This window comes from Pseudomonas sp. GV085 (assembly GCF_003050925.1).
In the GTDB taxonomy this organism is placed as follows: Bacteria; Pseudomonadota; Gammaproteobacteria; order Pseudomonadales; family Pseudomonadaceae; genus Aquipseudomonas.
In genome coordinates this window covers 198695-225082 of the sequence record NZ_QAOV01000004.1, presented here as the reverse complement: position 1 = coordinate 225082, position 26388 = coordinate 198695, and the positions used below count along the sequence as shown (strand labels likewise).

The window sequence follows — 26388 nt, the reverse complement described above, 5'->3', positions numbered from 1 at the left end:
CGTTCCATTTTGTTAGAGGTATCAACATGTCTACTACCCTGTTCAGCCTGGCCTTCGGCGTCGGCACTCAAAACCGTCAAGGCGCATGGCTGGAAGTGTTCTACGCCGCCCCGGTACTCAAGCCATCGGCTGAAGTCGTCGCCGTTATCGCACCGATCCTGGGCTACACCGAAGGCAATCAGGCCATCGCATTCAGCACCGCCCAGGCCTCGCAACTGGCCGAAGCCCTCAAAGGCGTCGACGCTGCCCAGGCTGCCCTGCTGACCCGTCTGGCCGAGAGCCACAAGCCGCTGGTTGCCACCTTGCTGGCTGAAGACACCCAGCTGTCGTCCACCCCGGAGGCCTACCTCAAGCTGCACCTGCTGAGCCATCGCCTGGTCAAGCCACACGGCCTGAACCTGGCCGGGATCTTCCCGTTGCTGCCAAACGTGGCCTGGACCAGCCAGGGCGCGGTCGACCTGAGCGAACTGGCCGAACTGCAACTCGAAGCCCGCCTGCGCGGCGAGCTGCTGGAAGTGTTCTCGGTGGACAAGTTCCCGAAAATGACCGACTACGTGGTTCCGGCCGGCGTGCGTATCGCTGACGCTGCACGTCTGCGCCTGGGCGCTTACGTGGGCGAAGGCACCACCGTGATGCACGAAGGTTTCATCAACTTCAATGCCGGCACCGAAGGCCCGGGCATGATCGAAGGCCGCGTTTCCGCTGGCGTATTCGTCGGCAAGGGTTCGGACCTGGGCGGGGGCTGCTCGACCATGGGCACCCTGTCGGGCGGCGGCAACATCGTGATCAAGGTCGGCGAAGGCTGCCTGATCGGCGCCAACGCCGGTATCGGTATCCCGCTGGGCGACCGCAACACCGTCGAGTCGGGCCTGTACGTGACCGCCGGCACCAAAGTCGCGCTGCTGGACGAGAACAATCAGCTGGTCAAAGTCGTGAAGGCCCGTGAACTGGCCGGCCAGACCGACCTGCTGTTCCGTCGCAATTCGCAAACCGGTGCCGTGGAGTGCAAAACCCACAAATCGGCCATCGAACTGAACGAAGCGCTGCACGCTCATAACTAAGCGTCACGCATTCACCTGTGTAGGAGCGAGCTTGCTCGCGATGGACGTCAACGATAACGCGCTGCACCAGACACCCCGCGTCATCCTTGCATTCTTCGCGAGCAAGCTCGCTCCTACACGGGTCAGGCGTAAACCCTCCAGGGCCCGATAGCATGATGATTCTCTCTCCCTGGCGCGCCGATTTTCCGGCCATCGCCGCCCTGCAACGGCAAGGCCAGACCTATCTGGACAACGCCGCGACCACGCAAAAACCCCAAACCCTGCTGGATGCCCTGGCGCATTACTACGCCAACGGCGCGGCCAACGTGCATCGGGCGCAGCATTTGCCTGGCGCCCACGCCACCCAGGCGTTCGAGGACAGCCGCCGCAAAGTCGCGCAATGGCTCAATGCCGGCGACTGCGGGCAGATCATCTTTACCCACGGCGCGACGTCCGCGCTGAATCTCCTGGCCTATGGCCTGGAACATCTTTTCAATCCGGGCGACGAGATTGTCATCAGCGCCCTGGAACATCACGCCAACTTGTTGCCGTGGCAGCAACTGGCGCACCGTCGCGACCTGAAACTGGTGATCCTGCCGCTGGATGCCGACGGCGTGATCGACCTCGAAGCCGCCACCGGTTTGATCGGTTCGCGCACACGTCTGTTGGCCGTCAGTCAACTGTCCAACGTGATTGGCGCGTGGCAACCGCTACCTCAATTGCTGGCACTGGCCAAGGCGCACAACGCCCTGACCGTGATCGATGGCGCCCAGGGCGTGGTCCATGGCCGCCACGACGTGCAAGCACTGGGCTGCGACTTCTATGTGTTTTCCAGTCACAAGCTCTACGGCCCTGATGGCCTGGGCGTGCTGTTCGGGCGCAATGCAGCTCTGCAACAGCTGCGTCCCTGGCAGTTCGGCGGTGAAATGGTGCTCGATGCCAATTATCACGACGCACGCTTTCGCCCGGCACCTCTGGGTTTCGAGGCCGGGACGCCGCCGATTGCCAGTGTGATCGGCCTGGGAGCGACCCTGGATTATCTCGCAGGGCTCGATCAGGAGGCCGTGTCCGCCCATGAAGCGGCGTTGCATGCCTGTCTGCTCAAGGGCCTGGAGGCACGTCACGGCATCCGCCTGCTGGGCAAACCGCAAGTGGCACTGGCCAGTTTTACCGTCGAGGGTGTGCATAACTCCGATCTCGCGCATTTGCTGACCGAACAAGGGATCGCGGTCCGTGCCGGCCATCACTGCGCCATGCCGCTGCTCAAAAGTTTTGAACTGGCCGGGGCAATTCGGGTGTCGTTGGCGCTGTACAACGATTCCGAAGACCTGGAGCGGTTCTTTGAAGCCCTGGATCGGGCGCTGGAGCTATTGCGATGAACTTGCCTGCCGATGCCGTGACAGCACTCGAGACCTTCCAGAAAGCGGCCGGCTGGGAACAGCGCGCACGCCTGCTGATGCAATGGGGCGAGCGTCTGCCGGCCTTGAGTGATGCGCAGATGTGCGATGCCAACCGGGTGCACGGCTGTGAAAGCCAGGTGTGGCTGGTGGGCGAATTGCGCGATGATCATTGGCTGTTCAGCGCCAACAGCGACGCGCGCTTGATTCGCGGGTTGGTGGCGTTGCTGCTGGCGCGGGTCAATGGATTATCGACGGCCGAGTTGCAGCAGGTGGATTTGCCGGACTGGTTCAATCAGTTGGGGTTGGGGCGGCAGTTGTCCGAGTCGCGCAGTAATGGCTTGAATGCGGTGCTTCAGCGAATGCGGGAGTTAGCTCAATAAGGGGCTGCTTCGCAGCCCATCGCGAGCAGGCTCGCTCCCACAGGGGGAACGCATTCCAATGTGGGAGCGAGCCTGCTCGCGAAGAGGCCATCAGCCATACCGATCAGGCCTCAGGCTTGACCCGATCCGCCGGCCGCCGCACACCCGCCACGATCTTGTCCACGGCCTTGGTCGCCGCGACCATGCCGAAGGTCGCCGTCACCATCATCACTGCGCCAAACCCGCCGGCGCAGTCGAGCTTCACGCCATCACCGACAAAGCTTTTCTGCAGGCAAATGCTGCCATCCGGTTTCGGATAACGCAGTTGTTCGGTGGAAAACACGCACGGCACGCTGTAATGGCGGGTCACGGTGCGTGAGAAGCCGTAGTCGCGGCGCAGTGTCGAGCGCACTTTCGAGGCCAGCGGATCATTGAACGTGCGATTCAGGTCGCAGACCTGGATCAATGTCGGGTCAATCTGCCCACCCGCGCCGCCGGTGGTGATGATCTGGATCTTGCGGCGCTTGCACCAGGCGATCAGCGCGGCCTTGGCGTTGACGCTGTCGATGCAGTCGATCACACAGTCGATGTTCGGCGTGATGTACTCGGCCATGGTGTCGCGGGTAACGAAGTCAGGCACCGCGTGCACTGTGCAGTCCGGGTTGATCCCGCGCAGACGCTCGGCCATCACCTCGACCTTGGGCTTGCCCACCGTGCTGTCCAGCGCATGCAGCTGGCGGTTGGCATTGCTGACGCAGACGTCGTCCAGGTCGAACAGCGAAATCTCGCCGACACCACAACGGGCCATGGCTTCCGCCGCCCAGGAACCTACTCCACCGACACCGACGATCGCCACATGGGCCGCGCGCAGGCGCTCAAGGCCTTCGATGCCATACAAACGGGCAATGCCTGCAAACCGCGGATCTTCTGTACTCATAACCATTACCCCAAAAACCGGCGGGCATTATATGGCGAGTTGAAGACAAAATCAGTTATAGGAAAAAGCGAAAGAACTTTAGCGAAGCCAGATTGCCCAATGTCTGGCAATTCCCTGTCCGCTGTACGACCAGAGAATGCCCGGTGTAGGATGCGCGCCCCTTGGCGACCGCCAACCGTTCCTTCGTTCCACAGTCTTTGGAACCCGAAATAACTATGTCATCGCGTAAATTTGGACTCAACCTGGTCGTGGTGCTCGCCATCGCTGCCTTGTTTACCGGCTTCTGGGCGCTGATCAACCGCCCGGTCACCGCCCCCAACTGGCCTGAACAGATCTCCGGTTTCTCGTACTCGCCTTTCCAGCAGGGCCAGTTCCCGCAGAAAGACCAGTACCCGACCGACGATCAAATGCGTCGCGACCTGGAGATCATGAGCAAGCTGACGGACAACATCCGCATCTACTCGGTCGATGGCACCCTGCAAAACATCCCGAAACTGGCGGAAGAGTTCGGCTTGCGGGTGACCCTGGGGATCTGGATCAGTCCGGATCAGGAACGCAACGAACGGGAAATCACCCGCGCCATTGAAATCGCCAACGCCTCGCGCAGCGTGGTTCGTGTGGTGGTCGGCAACGAAGCGATTTTCCGCAAGGAAATCACTGCCAAGGAACTCAGCGTCATGCTCGATCGCGTGCGTGCCGCCGTGAAGGTGCCGGTAACCACGTCCGAGCAGTGGCACGTGTGGGAAGAACACCCGGAACTGGCCAAACACGTCGACCTGATCGCCGCGCACATCCTGCCTTACTGGGAATTCATCCCGATGGACAAGGCCGGGCAGTTCGTCCTCGACCGCGCCCGCGACCTGAAGAAGATGTTCCCGAAAAAGCCGCTGCTGCTGTCCGAAGTGGGCTGGCCGAGCAACGGCCGCATGCGCGGTGGCGCCGATGCCTCCCCGGCGGACCAGGCGATCTACCTGCGAACCCTGGTCAACAAACTCAACCGTCAGGGCTTCAACTACTTCGTGATCGAAGCGTTTGACCAGCCGTGGAAAGCCAGCGACGAAGGTTCCGTCGGCGCCTATTGGGGCGTGTTCAACGCCGCGCGCCAGCAGAAGTTCAACTTCGAAGGCCCGGTGGTGGCGATTCCGCAATGGCGTGTGTTGGCCATTGGTTCGGTGGTATTGGCGCTGTTGTCGCTGACCCTGCTGATGATCGACGGCTCGGCCCTGCGCCAGCGTGGCCGTACCTTCCTGACCTTCGTTGCCTTCCTCTGTGGTTCGGTGCTGGTGTGGATCGGTTACGACTACAGCCAGCAATACAGCACCTGGTTCAGCCTGACAGTGGGCTTTTTGCTCGCCCTCGGTGCGCTAGGGGTGTTTATCGTACTGCTGACCGAAGCCCATGAACTGGCCGAAGCGGTGTGGGTGCACAAGCGCCGGCGCGAGTTCCTGCCGGTGGAAGGCGACTCCAGCTACCGCCCGAAAGTGTCGATTCACGTGCCCTGCTACAACGAGCCGCCGGAGATGGTCAAACAGACCCTCAACGCCTTGGCCAACCTCGACTATCCGGACTTCGAAGTCCTGATCATCGACAACAACACCAAGGACCCGGCGGTCTGGGAACCGGTGCGCGATTATTGCGAAACCCTCGGCCCGCGCTTCAAGTTCTTCCACGTGGCACCGCTGGCCGGCTTCAAGGGCGGCGCGCTGAACTACCTGATTCCGCACACTGCCAAGGATGCCGAAGTCATTGCCGTGATCGACTCGGACTACTGCGTCGACCGCAACTGGCTCAAGCACATGGTGCCGCACTTCGCCGACCCGAAAATCGCCGTGGTGCAGTCGCCGCAAGATTACCGCGACCAGAACGAAAGCACTTTCAAGAAGCTCTGCTACGCGGAATACAAAGGTTTCTTCCACATCGGCATGGTCACCCGCAACGACCGTGACGCGATCATCCAGCACGGCACCATGACCATGACCCGTCGCTCGGTGCTCGAAGAGCTGGGCTGGGCCGACTGGTGCATCTGTGAAGACGCCGAGCTTGGCCTGCGGGTATTCGAGAAAGGCCTGTCGGCGGCGTATTACCACACCAGCTACGGCAAAGGCCTGATGCCCGATACCTTCATCGACTTCAAGAAGCAGCGTTTCCGCTGGGCCTACGGAGCGATTCAGATCATCAAGCGTCACACCGCCAGCCTGCTGCGCGGCAAAGACACCGAACTGACCCGTGGCCAGCGCTACCACTTCCTCGCGGGCTGGTTGCCGTGGGTGGCGGACGGCATGAACATCTTCTTCACCGTCGGTGCGCTGTTGTGGTCGGCGGCGATGATCATCGTGCCGCACCGGGTCGATCCGCCGCTGCTGATTTTCGCGATCCCGCCATTGGCGCTGTTCGTGTTCAAGGTCGCCAAGATCATCTTCCTCTACCGCCGAGCGGTCGGGGTCAACTTGAAGGATGCCTTCTGCGCGGCGCTGGCCGGTCTGGCGTTGTCCCACACTATCGCCAAAGCGGTGCTGTACGGTTTCTTCACCAGCAGCATTCCGTTCTTCCGTACGCCGAAAAATGCCGACAACCATGGCTTCTGGGTGGCGATTTCGGAAGCCCGGGAAGAGATGTTCATCATGCTGCTGTTGTGGGCTGCGGCCTTGGGAATCTTCCTGGTGCAAGGCCTGCCGAGCAATGACATGCGCTTCTGGGTGACCATGCTGCTGGTGCAGTCGCTGCCGTACGTCGCGGCGCTGATCATGGCGTTCCTGTCGTCGCTGCCCAAACCGACCGCCGAGCCTGAAACGGCACCTGTCGTCTAAATCTTTGCAGATGCACTAAACGGCGGCCAATGGTCGCCGTTTTGCTTTAAGATAACCGCCATTTTGCGGGGCTTGAGCCCAATGGCCTGACCCAATACCTGTAGGAGCGAGCTTGCTCGCGAGAAACGCAAGGGCAACGCGGTTGTTCAGATCGCACGCGTTATCGTTAACGTCCATCGCAAGCAAGCTCGCTCCTACACATTTACAGCATCCGGAGTTTTCCATGACGGCCCACGCCGACCTTTCGCCGACCCTCCAACTCGCCATCGACCTGATCCGCCGTCCGTCCGTGACGCCGATCGACGCCGATTGCCAGAAGCAGATGATGCAGCGCCTGGGCGATGCCGGTTTCACCCTGGAACCGATGCGCATCGAAGATGTGGATAACTTCTGGGCCACCCACGGCCAGGACGACGGTCCGGTGCTGTGCTTCGCCGGCCACACCGACGTGGTCCCGACCGGCCCGGTGGCGGCCTGGCAGATCGAACCGTTCAACGCGCTGATCGACGAACACGGCATGCTCTGCGGCCGTGGCGCCGCCGACATGAAAGGCAGCCTCGCCGCCATGACCGTCGCGTCCGAGCGTTTTGTCGCCGACTACCCGAATCACAAGGGCAAAGTCGCGTTCCTGATCACCAGCGACGAAGAAGGCCCGGCGCACCACGGCACCAAGGCCGTGATCGAACGCCTGGCCGCGCGCAAGGAACGTCTGGACTGGTGCATCGTCGGCGAACCGTCGAGCACCACCCTGGTGGGTGACGTGGTCAAGAACGGCCGTCGCGGCTCCCTCGGCGCCAAGCTGACCGTGCGCGGTGTGCAGGGCCACGTGGCCTATCCGCACCTGGCGAAGAACCCGATCCACCTCGCCGCCCCGGCCTTGGCGGAACTTGCCGCCGAGCATTGGGACCACGGCAACGACTTCTTCCCGCCGACCAGTTTCCAGATCTCCAACGTCAACTCCGGCACCGGTGCGACCAACGTGATCCCGGGTGACCTGGTGGCGGTGTTCAACTTCCGCTTCTCCACCGAGTCCACCGTCGAAGGCCTGCAAAAACGCGTGGCCGACATCCTCGACAAGCATGGCCTGGACTGGCACGTCGATTGGGCCCTGTCCGGCCTGCCGTTCCTCACCGAGCCGGGCGCGCTGCTGGACGCGGTATCGTCGAGCATCAAGGACATCACCGGTCGCGAAACAAAAGCCTCCACCAGCGGTGGCACCTCAGACGGGCGCTTCATCGCAACCATGGGCACCCAAGTGGTTGAGCTGGGCCCGGTCAACGCGACCATCCACCAGGTCAACGAGCGTGTGCTGGCAGCGGATCTCGACGTGCTGACCGAAATCTACTACCAGACCCTGATCAAGTTGCTCGCCTGATGCTCACGTGCCCGATCTGCAGTGAACCGCTGAACGCGGTGGAAAACGGCGTGGCCTGCCCCGCCGGGCATCGTTTCGACCGTGCGCGCCAGGGTTACTTGAACCTGTTGCCGGTGCAGCACAAGAACAGCCGCGACCCTGGGGATAACCAGGCCATGGTCGAAGCCCGCCGCGACTTCCTGAATGCCGGGCACTACGCCCCGGTGGCCAGGCGTCTGGCGCAGCTGGCGGCCGGTTACGCGCCGGCCCGCTGGGTCGATATCGGTTGCGGCGAGGGTTACTACACCGCGCAGATCGCCGAGGCCTTGCCGGACGCTGATGGCTACGCGCTGGACATCTCCCGCGAAGCCGTCAAACGCGCCTGCAAACGCAACCCCAAGCTCACCTGGTTGATCGCCAGCATGGCGCGCGTGCCATTGGCTGCCGGCAGTTGCCAGTTCCTGGCGAGCGTCTTCAGCCCGCTGGATTGGGAGGAAGCCAAACGCCTGCTCAGCGTCGGCGGCGGTCTGATGAAAGTCGGGCCGACCAGCGGCCACCTGATGGAACTGCGCGAGCGGCTGTACGACGAAGTCCGTGAATACATTGACGACAAACACCTGGACCTGATGCCGGAAGGCATGGCGCTGGCGCACAGCGAGACGCTGACGTTCAAGCTGACGCTGAACAAGCCGCAGGACCGCGCCAACCTGCTGGCCATGACCCCCCACGGTTGGCGCGCCAGTGCCGAGCGCCGGGCAGCGGTCATCGAACAGGCGGAACCGTTCGAGCTCACCGTATCGATGCGCTACGATTATTTCGTACTTCAATAACTTCAAACATTTTTGGTCTTGAGCAACAGCTCAAGACCGGCTAAATCCGCGAATGGATTTTTCAGACCCGCAGTGAGGACATCCATGCGCCAACCCGATATCGAGATTTACCTGAAAGACGCCGACGTCGACCACAAGGCCATTTCCGCCTGGCTCGGTGCGGCATTGGGCCCGTGCACGGATTGGGTCCAGAAGGGCCAGACCTACAAGTGCAAGGCCGGCAACGTGCCAGTGACCTGGTTGCCAAAAGCCGTCGGCAAATGGAACAGCCTGTACCTGGAAAGCGACCAGACCCCATGGGACGACGACATCGCCTGCGCCCGCGCCGCGTTTGCCGCGCTGAACGTCGAAGTGCGTTGCGCACCGGGTAGCTGGGTCGAGGAGGAAGGTGAGGAGACGGCGGATCGCTGGCTTCGCATCAGCGCCGATGGTGAAGAAGAGATCACCTGGAAAACTGCATAAAGCCTGAACACCGCCCCTGTAGGAGCGAGCTTGCTCGCGATGGTCGTCAACGATAACGCGTCAATTCAGCAAAAGCGCGGAGTCCTTGAGTTCCTCGCGAGCAAGCTCGCTCCTACAGTGGTTTTTGCGTGTGGTTTACAGACCTACAACATCCTCAGCCTGCAACCCCTTCTGCCCTTCCACCACCGCATATTCAACCTGCTGGCCCTCGGTCAGGGAACGGTGGCCTTCGCCGCGAATCGCGCGGTAGTGCACGAACACGTCCACCCCGTCCTCGCGCTGAATGAAGCCGTAGCCCTTGGCGTCGTTGAACCACTTCACGTTGCCGGTTTCGCGTGTTGCCATTTGTTCATACTCCCTTTTTATTATTGATCGGGCTTTTCGCAGGAAAGCCTCGGGAACGTCAGCCTGCGCATACCGGTCCCATGAGGGCAACGGCGACAGAGCGCCGAGTATATGACAGACGTTAAAACTCTCAACAGGAGTTTACTTTCGCGCTTTTTTGCCGATTTTCGATGAATCCGGCACACTATCGCCCTCCCAAGCAAACGCTCGGTTTTATTCACTCACGCAGAAGCCGTATGACCCGCTCCCCGTTTCGCCGTCTTGTGTTTGGCACCCTGCGCCGCCTGTTGTACCTCTGGGTTCGCTCCGAGACGATCAACCAGTCGTCGCTCACCCTCAACCTCGACCGCAGTCGTCCGGTGTTCTACGTCCTGCAAAACCCTTCGCTGACCGACCTCGCCGTGGTCGACACCGAGTGCAGCAAGGCCGGCCTGCCACGCCCGGTGCTGCCGGTATCGGTGGGCAACCTGCTGGAACCCGCTGCGTTCTTCTACCTGACGCCGGACCCGGACTGGCTCGGCCGACAGGACAAGCGCGGTGCACCGCCGACGTTGACTCGCCTGGTCAGCGCCCTGAGCCAGAACGCCGCCGAAGATGCGCAGATCATCCCGGTCAGCGTGTTCTGGGGCCAGTCGCCGGACAGCGAAAACAGCCCGTGGAAACTCCTGTTCGCCGACAGCTGGGCCGTTACCGGGCGCCTGCGTCGCTTGCTGAGCATCATCGTGCTGGGACGCAAGACCCGCGTGCAGTTCTCCGCGCCGATCCACCTGCGCGAACTGATCGAGCACGACAAGGGCCACGAGCGCACCGTGCGCATGGCCCAGCGCATCCTGCGGGTGCATTTCCGCAACCTGAAGGCCGCAGTGATCGGCCCGGACATTTCCCACCGGCGCAACCTGGTCAAAGGCCTGCTCAACCAGCCACAGGTCAAACAAGCGATCCTCGACGAAGCCGAACGCGAGAACATTTCACCGGAGAAAGCCAAAGCTCAAGCGCTGCGCTATGGCAACGAAATAGCCTCGGACTACACCTACACTGCGATCCGTTTTATGGAAGTGGTGCTGAGCTGGTTCTGGAACAAGATCTACGACGGCATCAAGGTCAACCACATCGAAGGCGTGCAGAAGGTCGCCCAGGGTCACGAAGTGATCTACGTGCCGTGCCACCGCAGCCACATCGACTATCTGCTGCTGTCATATCTGCTGTTCCGCAACGGCCTGACCCCACCGCACATCGCCGCCGGCATCAACCTGAACATGCCGGTGATCGGCGGCCTGCTGCGTCGCGGCGGTGCGTTTTTCATGCGCCGCACCTTCAAGGGCAATCCGCTGTACACCTCGGTGTTCAACGAATACCTGCACACCCTGTTCACCAAGGGCTTCCCGGTGGAGTACTTCGTCGAGGGCGGCCGTTCGCGCACCGGGCGCATGCTGCAACCGAAGACCGGGATGCTGGCGATCACCCTGCGCAGTTTCCTGCGTTCGTCGCGCATGCCCATCGTCTTCGTGCCGGTGTACATCGGCTACGAGCGCGTGCTGGAAGGCCGGACCTACCTCGGCGAGTTGCGCGGTGCGGCCAAGAAAAAAGAATCGATCTTCGATATTTTCAAAGTCATTGGCGCACTCAAGCAGCGCTTCGGCCAAGTGGCGGTGAACTTCGGCGAGCCGATCAAACTGGCGGAATTCCTCGACAGCGAACAGCCGGACTGGCGCCAACAGGACCTCGGCCCGCAGTTCAGACCCGCCTGGCTCAACGAAACCACCAACCGCCTCGGTGAGAAAGTCGCCCGGCATTTGAACGAAGCGGCGGCGATCAACCCGGTCAACCTGGTGGCACTGGCGTTGCTGTCCACCAGCCGCCTGGCCCTGGACGACCGCGCCATGGCACGGGTGCTCGACCTGTATCTGGCACTGTTGCGCAAGGTCCCGTACTCGCCACACACCACCCTGCCGGACGGCGATGGTCGCGCCCTGATCGAGCACGTGAAGGACATGGACCTGCTGTCCGAGCAGAGTGATGCCCTGGGCAAGATTCTCTATCTGGACGAGCAGAACGCCGTCCTGATGACCTACTACCGCAACAACGTGCTGCACATCTTCGCCTTGCCGGCGCTGCTGGCGAGCTTCTTCCAGAGTGCATCGCGCATGAACCGCGAACAGATCCTGCGCTACACCCGCGCGTTGTATCCCTACCTGCAGGCGGAGCTGTTTATTCGCTGGTCGCTGGACGAACTGGACGCAGTAATCGATCAATGGCTGGAAGCCTTCGTCGAACAAGGCCTGCTGCGTTTCGAAAACGACGTGTACCTGCGCCCGGCGCCAAGCTCGCGGCATTTCGTGCTGTTGACGCTACTGTCGAAAAGCATTGCCCAGACCCTGCAGCGCTTCTACATGACCGTGTCCCTGCTGCTCAACAGCGGCCAGAACAGCATCAGCGCCGAAGAACTGGAAGACCTGTGCACGGTCATGGCCCAGCGCCTGTCGATCCTGCATGGCCTGAACGCCCCCGAATTCTTCGACAAGAGCCTGTTCCGTCACTTCATCCAGACCATGCTCGACCTCGACGTGCTCAAGCGCGATGAAGCGGGCAAGTTGAGCTATCACGAACTGCTCGGCGAACTGGCCGAAGGCGCGGCCAAACGGGTGTTGCCGGCGGAGATTCGTTTGTCGATCCGTCAGGTGGCGTTGCATCGCAGTGAAGATGCGGCGGAGCTGGTAACACCGCTCTGATTGCATCGGATCACTGCACGCAGGTTTATGGCTGAAGCAAGGACGCTTCTGACCCATGCCACTCTCTCTTCGCCCCTGCCTGCAGGAATTCCCCTACATAGAAATCGCTGCCTCGACCCTATGCTGGGCGCTCGTCAATACCGACGATCAATCGATAAGGAAATCAATATGAGCAACGAACCCGTAAAGACCATTGGTGGCAAAGTGCATTACCTGGAAAAGATTGCGCTGATGCCTGACTCGACTCTTCATGTCCGCCTGCTGGATGTCAGCCTGCAAGAGGTCGCCGCTAAGGAACTGGCCGTACAGATCACTCCCAATGCAGAAAATGTCGGGCTGAACTTCAACCTGACGTACAAGCTTGCCGATGTCCTGCCCGGCCATACCTATGCAATCAACGCGAGCATCACCCACGAAGACCGTCTGGTCTTCACCACCACTCAACAACACCGGGTGGAATTGGGTGTCGATTATGTAAAGGGGCAGGAAGTGCTGGTCAGCCGCGTCTGAGAACGCCCCGAGGCAAGTTCGGCGATATCCCTGGCACCATATTGCAACATGTTACCGGGGTTATCGCCGGTAAAATCCGCTAAATTGTCGTTGGCGCCGGTTTTCTTCAGGCGCCAACGACAAGGATCCGCTTCATGAAAAAACTCTCTCTCCTCGGGCTTACGGTTTTGCTCGGCGCCTGCCAATCCATGCAATCTGCCCCGAAGGCCAGCCTCGACGGCGAAGTCTTTTACCTGCAACGCAGCACCCTGCCGCCCACCGCCACCCTGAGCGTGAGCTTGCAGGACGTGTCCCTGGCCGACGCACCGGCCATTGTCCTCGACGAACAGAAAGGTCAGGTCAAAGGTCAGGTGCCACTGCCGTTTCATCTGAGTTACGATCCGGCGCAGGTCAAACCAGGCCATCGCTACTCGGTCAGCGCGCGCATCGAAGTCGACGGCAAACTGATGTTCATCACCACCGAAAACCATGCCGTGCAGCTTGATGGCAAAGACCCGCAACCGCTGAAAATCCGCGTCGACGCCGTTCGCTAATTCTCTTTTTTGAACAAGGAAGCTGCCATGCTCCGCCCTACCCTCCGTTTTGCCGGCCTGTGCGCAGGTTTGATGTTCTGCGCCAGCGCGATGGCGCTGTCGCTCAGCGATCTGTCGCAAAAAGACGCCACCGGTGGTCTCAAGGACGCCCTGACCCAAGGTGCGCAACTGGCCGTGAAACAGCTCGGCACTCCCGGGGGCTTCAGCAACAACCCCGAAGTAAAAATCGAACTGCCGGGCAAACTGGGCAAAGTCGCCAGCAAGATGAAACAGTTCGGCATGGGTGATCAGGTCGATGAACTGGAAGCCAGCATGAACAAGGCGGCGGAAAGCGCCGTGACCCAGGCCCAGCCAATCCTTGTCGATGCCGTGAAGAAAATGACCGTTGAAGACGCCAAGGGCATCCTCAGCGGCGGCAACGAGTCGGCCACCCAATACCTGAACAAGACCAGCCGCGAACAGATCCGCGCCAAGTTCCTGCCGATCGTCAAGCAAGCCACCGACAAGGTTGGCCTGGCCCAACAGTACAACTCGTTCGCCGGGCAAGCGGCGACCATGGGCGTAGTGGATGCGAAGAATGCCAACGTCGAAAACTACGTCACCGAGCAGGCCTTGAATGGCTTGTTCGAAATGATCGGCAAACAGGAAGAGACCATCCGCAAGAACCCCGCGGCGGCGGCCACCAGTTTGGCGAAGAAGGTGTTTGGTACGCTCTAGGCCACGCGCAACCCTTGTAGGAGCGAACTTGCTCGCGATGAGGTCGTCTCAGTCGGCATCGATGCTGGCTGATATTGCGCAATCGCGAGCAAGCTCGCTCCTGCAAGGAATCAGGTTGCCGAGACCGGTCGTAGAAAGAACACCCACTCGCGCCCCATCTTGCGTTTCTCGAACAACTTCAACGCGACCAGCCCATTTAGCGTGGCTGACGCTGTGTTGTAGGAACAACCCAGATTCTCCTTCACGTTGACCGCCGTGAACTCCTTGGCCATTCCACTCCTGGCCACTTGAAACAATGCCCGCTGTTTCTCGGTGAGCTGGTCGAGAAAACCACTTTCACGCAACCAGCAATCGAATTGCTGCGCATCCTCCAGACTTTTCCGATACGCCTCGGTAAAACTGCCCACAGCCCGCAACACCACCGAACACTGGAAATCGACGAAATACGTCAGATCCAGGTCATCCGCCTCGGTATTCAAATACGACCGCCCGTACTTCAACGGCGCATTGCGCAACAAGACACTGATAGCGATGTAGCGAAACGCCGAGTAGTCATTTTTGAACATGAACCAGTAAAACAACGCGCGCGCTACCCGACCGTTGCCGTCGCGAAAAGGATGCTCGTAACCCAGGACGAAATGCAGCGCGATGGCTTTGATCAATGGATGAAGGTAGTCCGCTTGATGAGGGTTGTTATAGGGTTGGTTGATCCACTTGGCCAGCACCTGCAAACGTGACACGAGCCCTGCTGCAGGCGGTGGCGAATGCACGGTGTTGCCCTCGCCATCCTGGACTACGACATCATCGTTGGTCCTGAATGCGCCAGGCGAATACCGCGAATCGTCGATACCCTCGACGCCAACTCGATGCATGGCTGCAATCAGCTCAACGCTCAGCGGCTCGTAACGCTGCTCCCAGGCGAAGTTCATCATCTTGAAGTTACCGATGACCATTCGCTCATCCGGCGTGCGCGGCGAACGATGGCGCTTAAGCATGTCCTTGGCCACCCGCGTCGTGGTGGCCGCACCTTCGAGCTGGCTACTGCTGATGGCCTCGTCTTCGATCAGATCATTGAGCAAATAGCTGAAATGAGCGCGCTCGCCAATCTGGCCGGTCATGTATTCCAGCACTGCGGTTGTCGCCTGACGATCCACTACGGAAATGGCTTTTTGCGCCTGCGGCGTCAGCATGAATTTCAGCCAGCACGCCGGTTCACCCAATGGCAAAAGATTCAAATACTGTGCGGTCCGCGCTTTCTTGACCAAGGCCCAGCACAGATTCGAATCCAGCCCGGGCGCCCAGCGATAGCGCAATGCATCGAACGGCAGGTAACGCCCCTGATCGTCCAGGGGCTTGAGCAAGGCGAGGTATTGCGAAAGGCGTTCCTTGTGGGGCGACTGCCCCAGCCGCTCAAATACCGGATCGAACCGGCCTCTCAAGGTGGGTGGGTTTTTCATGGCACTGTCTCAAACATGCGTGAAACCGGACGCTGAGTACAACACCTGACCTTTTTAGCCTCAATATCAGACGGGTCCGAGATAGATGTAGGAACAATGAATGCCCGCTGGCCGGTACAGGTTCAGCAGGCTTTTTCCTTTTGCTATTGCTGCGGATCCAGCTGATCGAGGACGCGATTCACTGATAGCTGCGCCAGGACAATCATCTGCTGAATGCCGAGTGCCAGATTGCAGGTGGGGCCGCTCAGGATGGACGACAGTTCGGTTGCCATCACATTCGCTGAGGCAAGGGTTTCGTAGGCATGGACGAGGAGGGTTTCGGAATTGACGTCTGGACGGATGGTGAAAATTGGGCAGGGACGACTTGAAGTGCCGATATGCTCTTCAGACTCTGAAGCCGGGGGGTTTGGGCTAGGTTTGATCATCATAAAGCTCCTAACGAAAGTCGGAGCAGCCAGCATCACTTGCAGATGATGGGTGGCAGCTGTGTGCAGGTCTGCAAGACCGAGTCGTTAGGCAACCTCGGCAGACCCGAAGATCTCCCGCACACAGCCACCATAAATCGGTGGTCGCTAAAAAAGCGCCACGATTATAGGTGCGCCAGTGGGCGCCTAACAAACTATTGGCGGGCTTGCAGTCCCGGTCGCTGAATTGGCAGCGACCGTCAGAGGCTAGAGATCGTGCTTCCGACAGGCAACCTGAAAGTCTTGTGGGAATGGTCTGAATTGTTGGCTTGGGCGATAAACATTGTTGACTGTCGGGCAGCCATCGCGAGCAGGCTCACTCCTACAGGTGCTGAGTACATCTGTGAGAGATTGGTCGGCTGGCGGGCCGCCTTCGCTGGCAAGCCAGCTCCTACAGGGATTGGGGACATCTGCAAGAAATTGGTCGGCTGGCAGGCCTGGTTATTCATGCGTACGCATTTCCCTGTAGGAGCTGTCGAGTGCAACGAGGCTGCGATCTTCTGGCTTTATTCCTTACAAACAAGATCAAAAGATCGCAGCCTTCGGCAGCTCCTACAGTTGGGCTGGGTACATTCGAAAGAAATTGGTCGGCTGGCAGGCCGCCTTCGCTGGCAAGCCAGCTCCTACAGAAAAGCAAAGGCAGATCGGCGTACACCCGCCGCTTTTCACCACTCAACAGGCCGAGCGTTAGCTCGCCTGCAGCTTTTGATCTTGATCCACCCGCCCCCTCGGCAGGCTGAGTGGAGGTGTTCATCCGGGGATGGGCGCGCAGCGCCGTTCGACGCAGTCGAACTCATTGCATGTAGGTCGAAGCGAAGCCGACCGGAGGGCAATGCCCCCGGATGAATGCCGGAACGAAGGAACCCCGAGCCTAAGCGAGGGGCCGTACGTTCGGGGCGAGACCTTTTGGTTCCTTTTGGGGCGTTTGCCAAAAGGGACTCGCCGTAAGGGCGAAACCGCCAGCCGCCGTTACCGCAGCAACGGATATGTACCCGGTCAAACGGTCTCCTTCCTGACCCGGAACCAGGCCGCATACAACGCCGGCAAAAACAAAAGCGTCAACGCCGTCGCAACGATCAACCCCCCCATGATCGCCACCGCCATCGGTCCGAAAAACACACTGCGCGACAACGGAATCATGGCAAGCACCGCCGCCAGCGCCGTCAACACAATCGGCCGAAACCGCCGAACCGTCGCCTCGATAATCGCCTGCCAAGGCTTAAGCCCAGCAGAAATATCCTGCTCGATCTGATCCACCAGAATCACCGAGTTACGCATGATCATCCCCGACAAGGCGATGGTCCCCAGCATGGCCACGAAACCGAACGGCTGGCGGAACACCAACAGAAACAGCGTCACCCCGATCAACCCCAGCGGCGCCGTCAGAAACACCATCGCCGTGCGCGAGAAACTGCGCAGTTGCAGCATCAGCAAGGTCAACACCACCACGATGAACAACGGCACGCCGGCCTTCACCGAATTCTGTCCGCGCGCGGAGTCTTCCACCGTACCGCCGACATCCAGCAAGTACCCATCGGGCAGTTCGGCGCGGATCGGATCGAGGGTCGGCATGATCTGCTGCACCAGCGTCGCCGGTTGCTGCTTGTCATAGATGTCGGCACGAACGGTCACGTTGGGCAAGCGGTTGCGGTGCCAGATGACGCCCTCTTCGAAGCCGTACTCCAGGGTCGCGATCTGCGACAGCGCGACGCTGCGACTGTTATCGGTCGGTACCGCCAGGCTCGGCAGCAACGACAGTTCGGTGCGCTCACGCAAGGTGCCGCGCAGCAGGATCTCGATCAACTCGTTGTCTTCGCGGTACTGGCTGACGCTGGAACCGGTCAGGGAGCTTTGCAGGAACCCGGACAGGTTCGCCGTGCTCACGCCCAGCGCCCGTGCGCGGTCCTGATCGATGTTCAGGTACACCACCTTGCTCGGTTCTTCCCAGTCCAGGTGGACGTTGACCACATGCGGGTTCTCGCGAACCTTGGCCGCGACTTTGCGCGCCAGCGCCCGCACCTCCTCGATGTGCTCCCCGGTCACACGGAACTGCACCGGGTAACCAACCGGCGGACCGTTTTCCAGGCGCGTAACCCGTGAGCGCAAGGCCGGGAATTGCTCATTGAGTGTTGCGATCAACCAGGTACGCAGGGTTTCTCGTTCCTCGATGGTTTTCGCCAGGACGACAAACTGGGCGAAGCTCGCCGCCGGCAGTTGCTGATCCAGCGGCAGGTAAAAACGCGGCGAACCGGTGCCGACGTAGGCCACGTAATTGTCGATCCCCGCCTTGTCCTTGAGCAGCGCCTCAAGGCGCTTGACCTCGTCGGCGGTGTTGCTCAGCGAAGCGCCTTCGGCCAGTTTCAGGTCGACCATCAACTCCAGGCGACCCGATGCCGGGAAGAACTGCTGCGGCACAAACTTGAACAGCACGATGGAGACGATGAACAGCATCACGGTCGCTGTGATCACGGTTTTACGCCAGCGCACGCACCACTCCACCAGACGCCGGACGCGCTGATAAAACGGCGTGGCATACGGATCCGGCTGGCCGGCACCGTGCTTGGCGGCGTGAATCTTCGCCAGGTCCGGCAGGAGTTTTTCCCCCAGATACGGCACGAAGACCACCGCAGCCACCCACGACGCCAACAGCGCGATCGTGACCACCTCGAAGATCGAACGGGTGTATTCGCCCGTGCCCGATTGAGCCGTGGCGATCGGCAGGAAGCCGGCCGCGGTGATCAGCGTACCGGTGAGCATCGGGAATGCGGTACTGGTCCAGGCATAACTCGCCGCTTTGACCCGGTCGAAACCCTGCTCCATTTTGATCGCCATCATTTCCACGGCGATGATCGCATCGTCCACCAGCAAACCCAGGGCCAGTACCAGCGCGCCGAGGGAAATCTTGTGCAGGCCGATGCCGAGGTAATACATGCACGCGAACGTCATCGCCAGCACCAGCGGAATCGCCAGGGCCACCACCATGCCGGTGCGCACACCCAGGGAGAAGAAGCTCACCAGCAACACAATGGCCAGCGCCTCGACCAGTACTTGCACGAACTCGCCGACACCGGTTTTCACCGCGGCCGGTTGGTCGGAGACTTTGCGCAGCTCCATACCGGCCGGGAGGTTTTTCTGGATACGGGCGAACTCGATTTCCAGCGCCTTGCCCAACACCAGAATGTCACCGCCGTCCTTCATTGCCACCGCAAGGCCGATGGCGTCTTGTGCCATAAAGCGCATGCGCGGTGCCGGTGGATCATTGAAACCACGCCGCACATTGGCCACATCGGAGATGTGGAAGGTGCGATCACCGACGCGGATCGGGAAGTTCTTGATCTCGTCGACCGTCTGAAAATTCCCCGTTACCCGTAGTTGCAATCGCTCGCTGCTGGTCTCGAAGAAACCTGCCGTGGACACCGCGTTCTGTTCTTCAAGGGCTTGCTGGACAGCTGCCAGCGGCAAGCCGAGGGTGGCGAGCTTGACGTTGGAGAGTTCGATCCAGATTTTCTCGTCCTGCAAGCCCAGCAGTTCGACCTTGCCCACATCCTTGACCCGTTGCAGCTGGATCTGGATGCGGTCGGCGTAATCCTTGAGCACGGCGTAGTCGAAGCCCTCGCCGGTCAGGGCGTAGATATTGCCGAACGTGGTGCCGAATTCATCGTTGAAAAACGGCCCCTGAATCCCCGGCGGCAGGGTATGACGGATGTCACTGATCTTCTTGCGCACCTGATACCAGAGCTCCGGGATCTCCACCGAATGCATGGAGTCGCGAGCGATGAAGGTGACCTGGGATTCGCCCGGACGGGAGAACGACACAATGCGCTCGTACTCGCCGGTTTCCATCAGTTTCTTTTCGATGCGTTCGGTGACCTGGCGCGAGACTTCCTCAGCGGTCGCTCCCGGCCAGTTGGTGCGAATCACCATGGCCTTGAAGGTGAACGGCGGGTCTTCACTCTGGCCGAGCTTGGTGTAGGAAAGTGCGCCGACGATGGCCAGCAACAGCATCAGGAACAGGACGATCTGGCGATTACGCAGCGCCCATTCGGAAACGTTGAAGCGCATCGGGGCTTACTCCTTGTCCGCCAGATTGACCACACGATTGGAGCGATCCACCGGGCGTACCTGCTGCCCTTCGAGAAGCACATGAACACCGGCGGCCACGACCCAGTCGCTGGCGTTGAGTCCCTCAAACACCGGTACGGTTTTCTCGCCGAAGGCACCGACCCGCACCGGGGCTTTTTTCAAAGTATTGTTGGCGCTGACGACCCAGACATAGGTCACGCCGTTTTCCGCCGTCAGCGCAGACAGCGGAACGGACAGAGGAACCACGTCTGCGGCCTGCACAAACACTCGGGCGCTCTGGCCCAGTTCGACAGGAACCTTGCCGGAACTGAAGGCAATGCGGGCCGCGAAGGTGCGCGATTTTGGATCAGCCGACGGCGACAGTTCACGGATACGCCCTTCGAATCGCTGATCGGGCTGGGTCCAGAGTTCCACCGACACCGGCTCACCGACCTTGAAGCGACCGAAGTTCTGCTCCGGCAGGCTGATCAAGACTTCACGCTCGCCATCGGTGGCCAGTGTGAACACCGTTTGCCCGGCGGCCACGACTTGCCCGACTTCCACCAGACGCTTGGCCACGACACCGTCCTGCGGCGCACGCAACACGGCGTAACTGGCCTGGTTATTGGAGACGTTGAATTCGGCTTTGATTTGCTTGAGGCGCGCTTCGCCGGAACGGTAGAGGTTTTCGGCGTTGTCGTACTGCGAGCGGCTGACCAGTTGGCGCTCCATCAGGGTCTTGTAGCGATCACGCTCGGAACGCACCAGGTTCAGGTTGGCCTCGGCGGCGGCAACCTGGGCGCGAGTGGCCTCCAGTTGCAGGCGCACGTCCTGAGGGTCGAGCTCCGCCAAGGGCTGATCGGCCTTGACCCGCTGCCCCTCTTCTACCAGTCGTCGGCTTACCTTGCCGCCGATTCGGAACGCCAGGTCCGGCTCATAACGCGCGCGAACTTCACCGGGATAGCTTTCCATGGACTGCGCCGAAGGCTCTGGCTGGACCACCATGGCCGGGCGCACGCTGACTGTCGGTGCCTCTTCGTGACCACACGCAGACAATAAAAAAGCCAGGGTGACTGGCAACGCGAGGGGCAAGGCATAGCGGAACATGGTAAAGGACCTTTCGCTAATGGTACTTTGAATAATTATACTGAGCAGTATGTTATTAATAGCAAACTCACGAGTCCAGTAATAAAAACGAATATGCCAAACAATCTTTCAGCACCCAATGGCCCAGGCAGACCCAAGGACATGGTCAAGCGCCAGGCGATTCTCGATGCAGCCAAAGCGCTGTTTCTGAGTAAGGGTTATGCCAATACCAGCATGGATGCCGTCGCAGCCGAGGCCGGTGTGTCGAAGCTGACGGTCTACAGCCACTTCAACGACAAGGAGACGCTGTTCTCCGCCGCCGTGATGGCCAAGTGCGAGGAGCAGTTGCCACCGCTGTTTTTCGAATTGCCGGAAGGCGTGGCGGTGGAAACCGTGTTGCTGAACATCGCGCGCGGTTTTCATCAACTGATCAACAGTGATGAATCAGTGAACCTGCATCGCTTGATGATGACCCTGGGCAGCCAGGACCCAAAGCTGTCACAGATATTCTTCGAAGCCGGGCCGGAGCGCATGCTGCATGGCATGGAGCGCCTGCTGAGCAAGATCGATGAAAGCGGTGTGCTGCGCATCGACAAGCCGCACAACGCCGCCGAGCACTTCTTCTGCCTGCTCAAGGGCGCCGGGAATTTCCGCTTGCTGTATGGCTGCGGCGAGCCGCTGGTTGGCGAGGCGGCGGAGAGCCATGTGCGGGAGGTGGTGGGGTTGTTTATGCGGGCTTATCGGCCTGAGCAGGCCTGATGGATTTGCGGTGTCAGGGGTAAAGCTATCGCGAGCAGGCTCGCTCCTACACTGGCTCTATGCAACACCGTAGATCCCTGTAGGAGCGAGCCTGCTCGCGATGGAGGCGACTCGGTCTCAGGGTTTGAGCGCCTTCTTCGGATAAATGTCATACCGACTGGACTTGCCATCCAGCGCATGGCTCGGCTTCGGCCCGTCGATGCACGGTGCCTTGCGCGGGCGCTTGACCACCACCCGGTGGCTGGCCAGGGCCAAGGCGGCTTCGAGCAATGCCGGCGCATCCGGGTCATCGCCCACCAATGGCCGGAACAGGCGCATTTCCTTCTTCACCAGCGCAGTTTTCTCACGATGCGGGAACATCGGGTCGAGATAGATCACCTGCGGCGGCTCGCCTTCCCAGTTGCGCATCACTTCGATCGAGTTGCCCTTGAGCAAGCGCATACGCGCCACGATCGGCGCCACATCGAAATCTTCCGCGCCACGGGCCAGGCCGTCTTCCAGCAAGGCGCCGATCAGCGGCTGACGCTCGATCAGGCTCATCTCGCAACCGAGACTGGCCAGCACGAACGCGTCTTTACCCAGCCCCGCCGTGGCATCCAGCACCCGCGGACGCACGCCTTGGGCGACGCCAACGGCCTTGGCGATCATCTGCCCGCTGCCGCCGCCGTACAGCCGGCGATGGGCCGCACCGCCCTCGACGAAGTCCACCCGCACCGGCCCCGGTGCATCCGGCCCCAGCTGTTGCAGCTGCAAGCCCTGGTCGCCCACCTGCAAGGCAAACTCGCCATCCGCCACTTGCATTGGCAAGCCCAGGCGCTCGGCCCATTGCTCGGCTTGTGGCTCGAAAGCCGCGTCCAGGGCCTGGACATGGATGCGGCAGGCCGCAGGTTGATCAATCATCGGAAAACACGCTCAAAAAATTAATGATCGGCAAAAACGGCCGATAACAAAACTATCGAGCATTTTGCCAGAGCTGAGCGTCGACCGAGAGAAATGTCAGACATTCAACCCACAATCACAGGTTTTATCTCGCCCTACGGCGACTACAACCTGCGAAACACCCAGGCACTGAGCGGCGTCAGCCACATCTGGCAGGATTTCTTTGCCCGGGCGCTGGCCGAACAGTCGGGTGAAGTGCTGCCGCAATCGCTGAACTTTCCACCGGTCGATCTCCAAAGTCCCGTCGAGCCGACCGTCGGCAGCGAGCTGCTGGAGCACATCGTGGCCCAGCGCGAATGCGAGGTGAAAGACAAGGTAATCCGCCCGCCCGAGCCACTGTTCCTGCCGATTGCCGAATTCGAAATGGACCTGGCCGACAAACCACGCCCACCGTTCCCGGCGGATGAAATCGTCGCCCAGCAAAAACAGCAGGACTTCGAAAGCGGCTGGGTTCGCCCGATCGTGCTGAAAGCCGGTCAACCGATATACGAAGCAGGCCCTGCCCCGCAACCGCGCCCGCTGCACTTGCCTATTGCCGAATTCGAACTCGACCTTCTCGACAAGCCGTTCCCGCCGTTCTCACCGCAAGAACGGGTGGAGCAGCAGAAACAGCTCGATTTCGATAATGGCTGGGCCCGCCCGATCATCTTGCAGAACCTGCGTATCGCCGCCTGATCCTCAGCCTTTAAAAAACTGATTGGCCTTCTGGTACGGCATCGACCGGGACGTGAAACCGAACGTACCTGACGTCTGGATCTCTTCGGCGGCGCGAAAGAATTCGCCATAGGCCGCCAGTGCGAGCGCCGAACCGACGCTGATGCGTTTGACGCCCATCTCACCCAACTGCGCGACCGTCAGCTTCAAGCCCCCCGACATCAACACATTCACCGGTTTCGGCGCCACGGCGCGCACCACCGCCAGCACATCCTCGGCGCTGCGCAGACCCGGTGCGTAGAGCACATCGGCACCGGCCTCGGCGAATGCCTGCAAGCGGCGGATGGTGTCGGCCAGATCGGGATTGCCGTGCAGGAAGTTTTCCGCCCGGGCAGTCAACGTAAAGTGGAACGGCAGACTGCGAGCGGCAGCCACAGCGGCCTCGATTCGCGCCACGGCATGTTCGAAACAGTAGATCGGGCCTTCTTCGCGGCCGGTGGCATCTTCGATTGAACCACCGACGGCTCCGGCCCCTGCTGCGCGCAAGATACTTTTCGCGCAGTCGGCCGGGTTGTCGGCAAAGCCGTTTTCCAGGTCCACGGCAACCGGCAGGTCGGTGGCGGCGACAATCGCCTTAACGTTCAGCAGGGTATCGTCGAGGGTCAATCCGCCATCGGCACGGCCCTGGGAAAAGGCATAACCGGCACTGGTGGTCGCCAGCGCCTCGAAGCCGAGGCTGGCGAGCATTTTCGCCGAGCCGGCATCCCACGGATTGGGAATCACAAAAGCCCCGGGGCGTTCATGAAGGGCTTTGAACGCTTGGGCTCGAAGGGTTTGCGCGTCCATTGGTCAGGCTCCTGAAGGGGGAAAGAATCCGCCTCAGAGCAGGCCAAGTTGCTCGATGGCGGGCTCTCTGTATAGCTCAGGTAGCGCCGGCAAGCCAGGCAAACGCAGCATCAGCCTGGCGTGAAAGCGCTGCGCCAGCTTCGCCGCCAGTACGTTGTCGGCGGTGTGCAGGAAGATGTACGGCGTGCGACCTTCTTCGATCCACACCGCGATCTTTTCGACCCACGGTTCCAGGAACGTATCGTTGGCCTCAAGCGTCGGATGGCCAATAAAACGCACCTGCGGGCATTGCGTGAATGCCGCCGGACGCGGTGGCACACGGGGTTTCTTCGATTGAGCGTGGAGCACCGAAGGTTCGGTCGAGGTGCAACTGAACAGCGCACGGGGATCGAGACAGATGCGTTCGACTCCACGATCCAGCAGCAGACGGTTGAGCATTCGCTCGCTGTCACCCTTGGCAAAAAACTCGTCATGCCGCACTTCCACGGCCAGCGGCCGCTGCAGGGCATCGATAAATCCGGCCAGTTCGGGCAATCGTTGGGGCGTGAAGCTTTTCGGCAGCTGCAACCACAGTGGCGACACCCGCTCACCGAGAGGGCTGAGCAATTGCACGAAGGTTTCGGCGTCGGTCAGCTGCTCGCGCAGGTCTCCACCGTGGCTGATCTCGCCGGGAAACTTGGCGGTGAAGCGAAAGTGCTCGGGCATGTTGTCGGCCCAACGCTGCACGGTGCTGGCAGCCGGGCTCGCGTAGAAAGTCGTGTTGCCTTCTACGGCATTGAATACCTGGGAATAGAGATCAAGAAAATTGGCGGGTTTGGCGTCCGGCGGATACAGGTAATCGCGCCAGGCGTTCTCGCTCCAGGACGGACAACCAAGGTAATACGGCAGCAACATCAGATGTACAGGTCGAGACCCAGCACATCCGCTTCCCAATCGACGAAACCGGCGGTGCTCAGGTAGCTGGCCAGGGCCATCGCCACGCTTTTGCTCATGGCACGGTGGTAAATCAGGTCTTGCTGACGGGCGGGGAGATTGCTCAGTTTTTGCGCAGAGGCTTTGGCAGCGCGGGCAGCCAATTGCTCTTCAGTCGGGAACTCCAGCTCGCCTTCGATATCAATGGCGTCATCTTCCAGCACGCGGCCTTGGCGAGGTTTGCGCTTGATGGGGTAGGACTGAGAGGAGGCGCCGTCTATACGCATGCGTGCATACTCGGAATCAGTGATGGCAGTTTAGTGGCGCATTTCCCACATCGCAAACCGCCGAGTGATAACTAGAACACATAAAAGGCAAAAGGTTTAAAAGCCGAGGCTAAAAATGACGATTGGTGGTGCCTGGAAAAAATCGCAGCCTGCGGCAGCGCCTACAGGGAAATGCGAGCGTCTGTAGGAGCTGCCGCAGGCTGCGATCTGTTAAGGCTTAACGCGCCTTGGGCGTCGCCACTTTATCGCGCAGATAAACCGGCTGCGCCTCATCAGCCACGATCGCCTCGCCGCGCTCCCAGGCAAATCGCGCCAGGGTCAGCAGGTCTTCGGCGTGGGGCAACATGCCCGCGTCCTGCCCGCTCAGGCTGACAGCGATACGCTCGGCATATCCCCAACCAGTGCCCGCGCCGAACCATTCGCCGCTGGCATCGGCCGGCAATGCAGCAGACTCCGGCGACAGTACCGCTTCAGCACCCACCAGGCGCATCTCCCCGGCCGTTTCGCGGTAGCAACCCCAATACACTTCATCCATGCGTGCATCGATGGCAGCAGCCACCTGGCTGGCGCCGTGTTCGCGCAACGCACGTTGCGCCAGCACGGCCAGGTTCGACACCGGCAACACCGGGCGATCCAGGGCAAACGCCAGGCCTTGCACCACGCCGATGGCGATGCGTACGCCCGTGAAGGCGCCCGGGCCACGGCCAAACGCGATGGCATCGACCGCTTGCAGTGTGGTCCCGGCATCGGCCAGTAACTGCTGGATCATCGGCAACAGCTTCTGCGCGTGCAGGCGCGGGATCACCTCGTAATGGCTCGTGACCTTGCCGTCATGCAGCAAGGCAACGGAGCAAGCTTCAGTCGCGGTGTCCAGGGCCAGCAAGGTGCTCATCGATGTT

Annotated in this window: 24 protein-coding genes; 13 read left to right on the top strand and 11 right to left on the bottom strand. The window is 60.6% G+C overall.

Features of this window, described 5'->3' with window-relative positions:
• Positions 1–26 precede the first annotated feature (26 nt).
• The 3 genes from dapD to C8K63_RS10550 all read left to right on the top strand — a co-directional run bounded on the left by dapD (position 27) and on the right by C8K63_RS10550 (position 2820).
• Positions 27–1061 carry a 2,3,4,5-tetrahydropyridine-2,6-dicarboxylate N-succinyltransferase gene (gene dapD / locus C8K63_RS10560; RefSeq protein WP_108216650.1) on the top strand — a complete coding sequence of 345 codons (1035 nt, stop codon included), beginning with the start codon at positions 27–29 and terminating at the stop codon, positions 1059–1061.
• A gap of 152 nt (positions 1062–1213) precedes the next feature.
• Positions 1214–2419 carry an aminotransferase class V-fold PLP-dependent enzyme gene (locus tag C8K63_RS10555; protein WP_108216649.1) on the top strand — a complete coding sequence of 402 codons (1206 nt, stop codon included), beginning with the start codon at positions 1214–1216 and terminating at the stop codon, positions 2417–2419.
• On the top strand, positions 2416–2820 hold the full coding sequence (locus C8K63_RS10550) for a SufE family protein (RefSeq protein WP_108216648.1): 405 nt from the start codon (positions 2416–2418) through the stop codon (positions 2818–2820). Before C8K63_RS10555 ends, C8K63_RS10550 begins: the two co-directional genes overlap by 4 nt.
• A 103-nt stretch (positions 2821–2923) precedes the next feature.
• Here the strand turns inward: C8K63_RS10550 and tcdA are convergent, their stop codons facing one another.
• Positions 2924–3742: a tRNA cyclic N6-threonylcarbamoyladenosine(37) synthase TcdA gene (tcdA, locus tag C8K63_RS10545; RefSeq protein WP_008019563.1), complete on the bottom strand. Its 819-nt coding sequence runs from the start codon at positions 3740–3742 to the stop codon at positions 2924–2926.
• A gap of 209 nt (positions 3743–3951) precedes the next feature.
• On the opposite strand from tcdA, the gene C8K63_RS10540 reads away from it, so the two are divergent.
• From C8K63_RS10540 to C8K63_RS10520, 4 genes are all read left to right on the top strand, one after another.
• Positions 3952–6543: a glycosyltransferase gene (locus C8K63_RS10540; protein ID WP_108216647.1), complete on the top strand. Its 2592-nt coding sequence runs from the start codon at positions 3952–3954 to the stop codon at positions 6541–6543.
• 223 nt (positions 6544–6766) lie between these two features.
• Positions 6767–7918: a succinyl-diaminopimelate desuccinylase gene (gene dapE, locus C8K63_RS10530; RefSeq protein WP_108216645.1), complete on the top strand. Its 1152-nt coding sequence runs from the start codon at positions 6767–6769 to the stop codon at positions 7916–7918.
• Positions 7918–8727, top strand: a complete 810-nt coding sequence (locus C8K63_RS10525) for a putative RNA methyltransferase (protein ID WP_108216644.1) — start codon at positions 7918–7920, stop codon at positions 8725–8727. Before dapE ends, C8K63_RS10525 begins: the two co-directional genes overlap by 1 nt.
• A gap of 84 nt (positions 8728–8811) precedes the next feature.
• A complete protein-coding gene (locus C8K63_RS10520; RefSeq protein WP_108216643.1) occupies positions 8812–9189 on the top strand; it encodes a hypothetical protein in 378 nt (125 codons plus the stop codon).
• A 135-nt stretch (positions 9190–9324) separates the two neighbouring features.
• On the opposite strand, the gene C8K63_RS10510 is transcribed toward C8K63_RS10520, so the two are convergent.
• Complete coding sequence (locus tag C8K63_RS10510) at positions 9325–9534, bottom strand: cold shock domain-containing protein (protein WP_007954750.1); 210 nt, start codon at positions 9532–9534, stop codon at positions 9325–9327.
• A gap of 236 nt (positions 9535–9770) precedes the next feature.
• Here C8K63_RS10510 and plsB point away from each other — a divergent pair, with 236 nt between their 5' ends.
• The 4 genes from plsB (at position 9771) to C8K63_RS10490 (ending at position 14023) form a co-directional block, all read left to right on the top strand.
• A complete protein-coding gene (plsB, locus tag C8K63_RS10505) occupies positions 9771–12263 on the top strand; it encodes a glycerol-3-phosphate 1-O-acyltransferase PlsB (protein WP_108216642.1) in 2493 nt (830 codons plus the stop codon).
• A gap of 168 nt (positions 12264–12431) precedes the next feature.
• Positions 12432–12773: a YbaY family lipoprotein gene (locus C8K63_RS10500; RefSeq protein WP_108216641.1), complete on the top strand. Its 342-nt coding sequence runs from the start codon at positions 12432–12434 to the stop codon at positions 12771–12773.
• Between the two features lie 134 nt (positions 12774–12907).
• Entirely contained in the window at positions 12908–13306 is a 399-nt protein-coding gene (locus C8K63_RS10495) for a YbaY family lipoprotein (protein ID WP_108216640.1), read from the top strand.
• Between the two features lie 27 nt (positions 13307–13333).
• Positions 13334–14023 carry a DUF4197 domain-containing protein gene (locus C8K63_RS10490; protein WP_108216639.1) on the top strand — a complete coding sequence of 230 codons (690 nt, stop codon included), beginning with the start codon at positions 13334–13336 and terminating at the stop codon, positions 14021–14023.
• 110 nt (positions 14024–14133) lie between these two features.
• On the opposite strand, the gene C8K63_RS10485 is transcribed toward C8K63_RS10490, so the two are convergent.
• The 4 genes from C8K63_RS10485 to C8K63_RS10460 all read right to left on the bottom strand — a co-directional run bounded on the left by C8K63_RS10485 (position 14134) and on the right by C8K63_RS10460 (position 21113).
• Positions 14134–15480 (bottom strand): Fic family protein, encoded by a 1347-nt coding sequence (locus tag C8K63_RS10485; RefSeq protein ID WP_108216638.1) that lies wholly within the window; start codon positions 15478–15480, stop codon positions 14134–14136.
• A 143-nt stretch (positions 15481–15623) separates the two neighbouring features.
• Entirely contained in the window at positions 15624–15905 is a 282-nt protein-coding gene (locus tag C8K63_RS10480; protein WP_108216637.1) for a DUF6124 family protein, read from the bottom strand.
• 1035 nt (positions 15906–16940) lie between these two features.
• Positions 16941–20006: an efflux RND transporter permease subunit gene (locus C8K63_RS10465; protein ID WP_108216635.1), complete on the bottom strand. Its 3066-nt coding sequence runs from the start codon at positions 20004–20006 to the stop codon at positions 16941–16943.
• A gap of 6 nt (positions 20007–20012) precedes the next feature.
• Positions 20013–21113, bottom strand: coding sequence for an efflux RND transporter periplasmic adaptor subunit (locus C8K63_RS10460; RefSeq protein ID WP_108216634.1), 1101 nt, complete (start codon positions 21111–21113; stop codon positions 20013–20015).
• Between the two features lie 93 nt (positions 21114–21206).
• On the opposite strand from C8K63_RS10460, the gene C8K63_RS10455 reads away from it, so the two are divergent.
• Positions 21207–21851 carry a TetR/AcrR family transcriptional regulator gene (locus C8K63_RS10455; protein ID WP_108216633.1) on the top strand — a complete coding sequence of 215 codons (645 nt, stop codon included), beginning with the start codon at positions 21207–21209 and terminating at the stop codon, positions 21849–21851.
• A 117-nt stretch (positions 21852–21968) separates the two neighbouring features.
• Here C8K63_RS10455 and C8K63_RS10450 read toward each other — a convergent pair whose 3' ends face one another.
• Positions 21969–22751, bottom strand: a complete 783-nt coding sequence (locus tag C8K63_RS10450; RefSeq protein ID WP_007995774.1) for a class I SAM-dependent methyltransferase — start codon at positions 22749–22751, stop codon at positions 21969–21971.
• Between the two features lie 93 nt (positions 22752–22844).
• Here C8K63_RS10450 and C8K63_RS10445 point away from each other — a divergent pair, with 93 nt between their 5' ends.
• A complete protein-coding gene (locus C8K63_RS10445) occupies positions 22845–23465 on the top strand; it encodes an energy transducer TonB (protein WP_108216632.1) in 621 nt (206 codons plus the stop codon).
• 3 nt (positions 23466–23468) lie between these two features.
• On the opposite strand, the gene C8K63_RS10440 is transcribed toward C8K63_RS10445, so the two are convergent.
• The 4 genes from C8K63_RS10440 to tsaB all read right to left on the bottom strand — a co-directional run bounded on the left by C8K63_RS10440 (position 23469) and on the right by tsaB (position 26381).
• Positions 23469–24290: an isocitrate lyase/phosphoenolpyruvate mutase family protein gene (locus tag C8K63_RS10440; RefSeq protein ID WP_108216631.1), complete on the bottom strand. Its 822-nt coding sequence runs from the start codon at positions 24288–24290 to the stop codon at positions 23469–23471.
• A gap of 33 nt (positions 24291–24323) precedes the next feature.
• On the bottom strand, positions 24324–25184 hold the full coding sequence (locus C8K63_RS10435; RefSeq protein ID WP_108216630.1) for a DUF72 domain-containing protein: 861 nt from the start codon (positions 25182–25184) through the stop codon (positions 24324–24326).
• Positions 25184–25489, bottom strand: coding sequence for a hypothetical protein (locus C8K63_RS10430; protein ID WP_108216629.1), 306 nt, complete (start codon positions 25487–25489; stop codon positions 25184–25186). The genes C8K63_RS10435 and C8K63_RS10430 overlap by 1 nt, the downstream gene beginning before the upstream one ends.
• A 217-nt stretch (positions 25490–25706) precedes the next feature.
• On the bottom strand, positions 25707–26381 hold the full coding sequence (tsaB, locus tag C8K63_RS10425; protein ID WP_108216628.1) for a tRNA (adenosine(37)-N6)-threonylcarbamoyltransferase complex dimerization subunit type 1 TsaB: 675 nt from the start codon (positions 26379–26381) through the stop codon (positions 25707–25709).
• Positions 26382–26388: the final 7 nt, after the last annotated feature.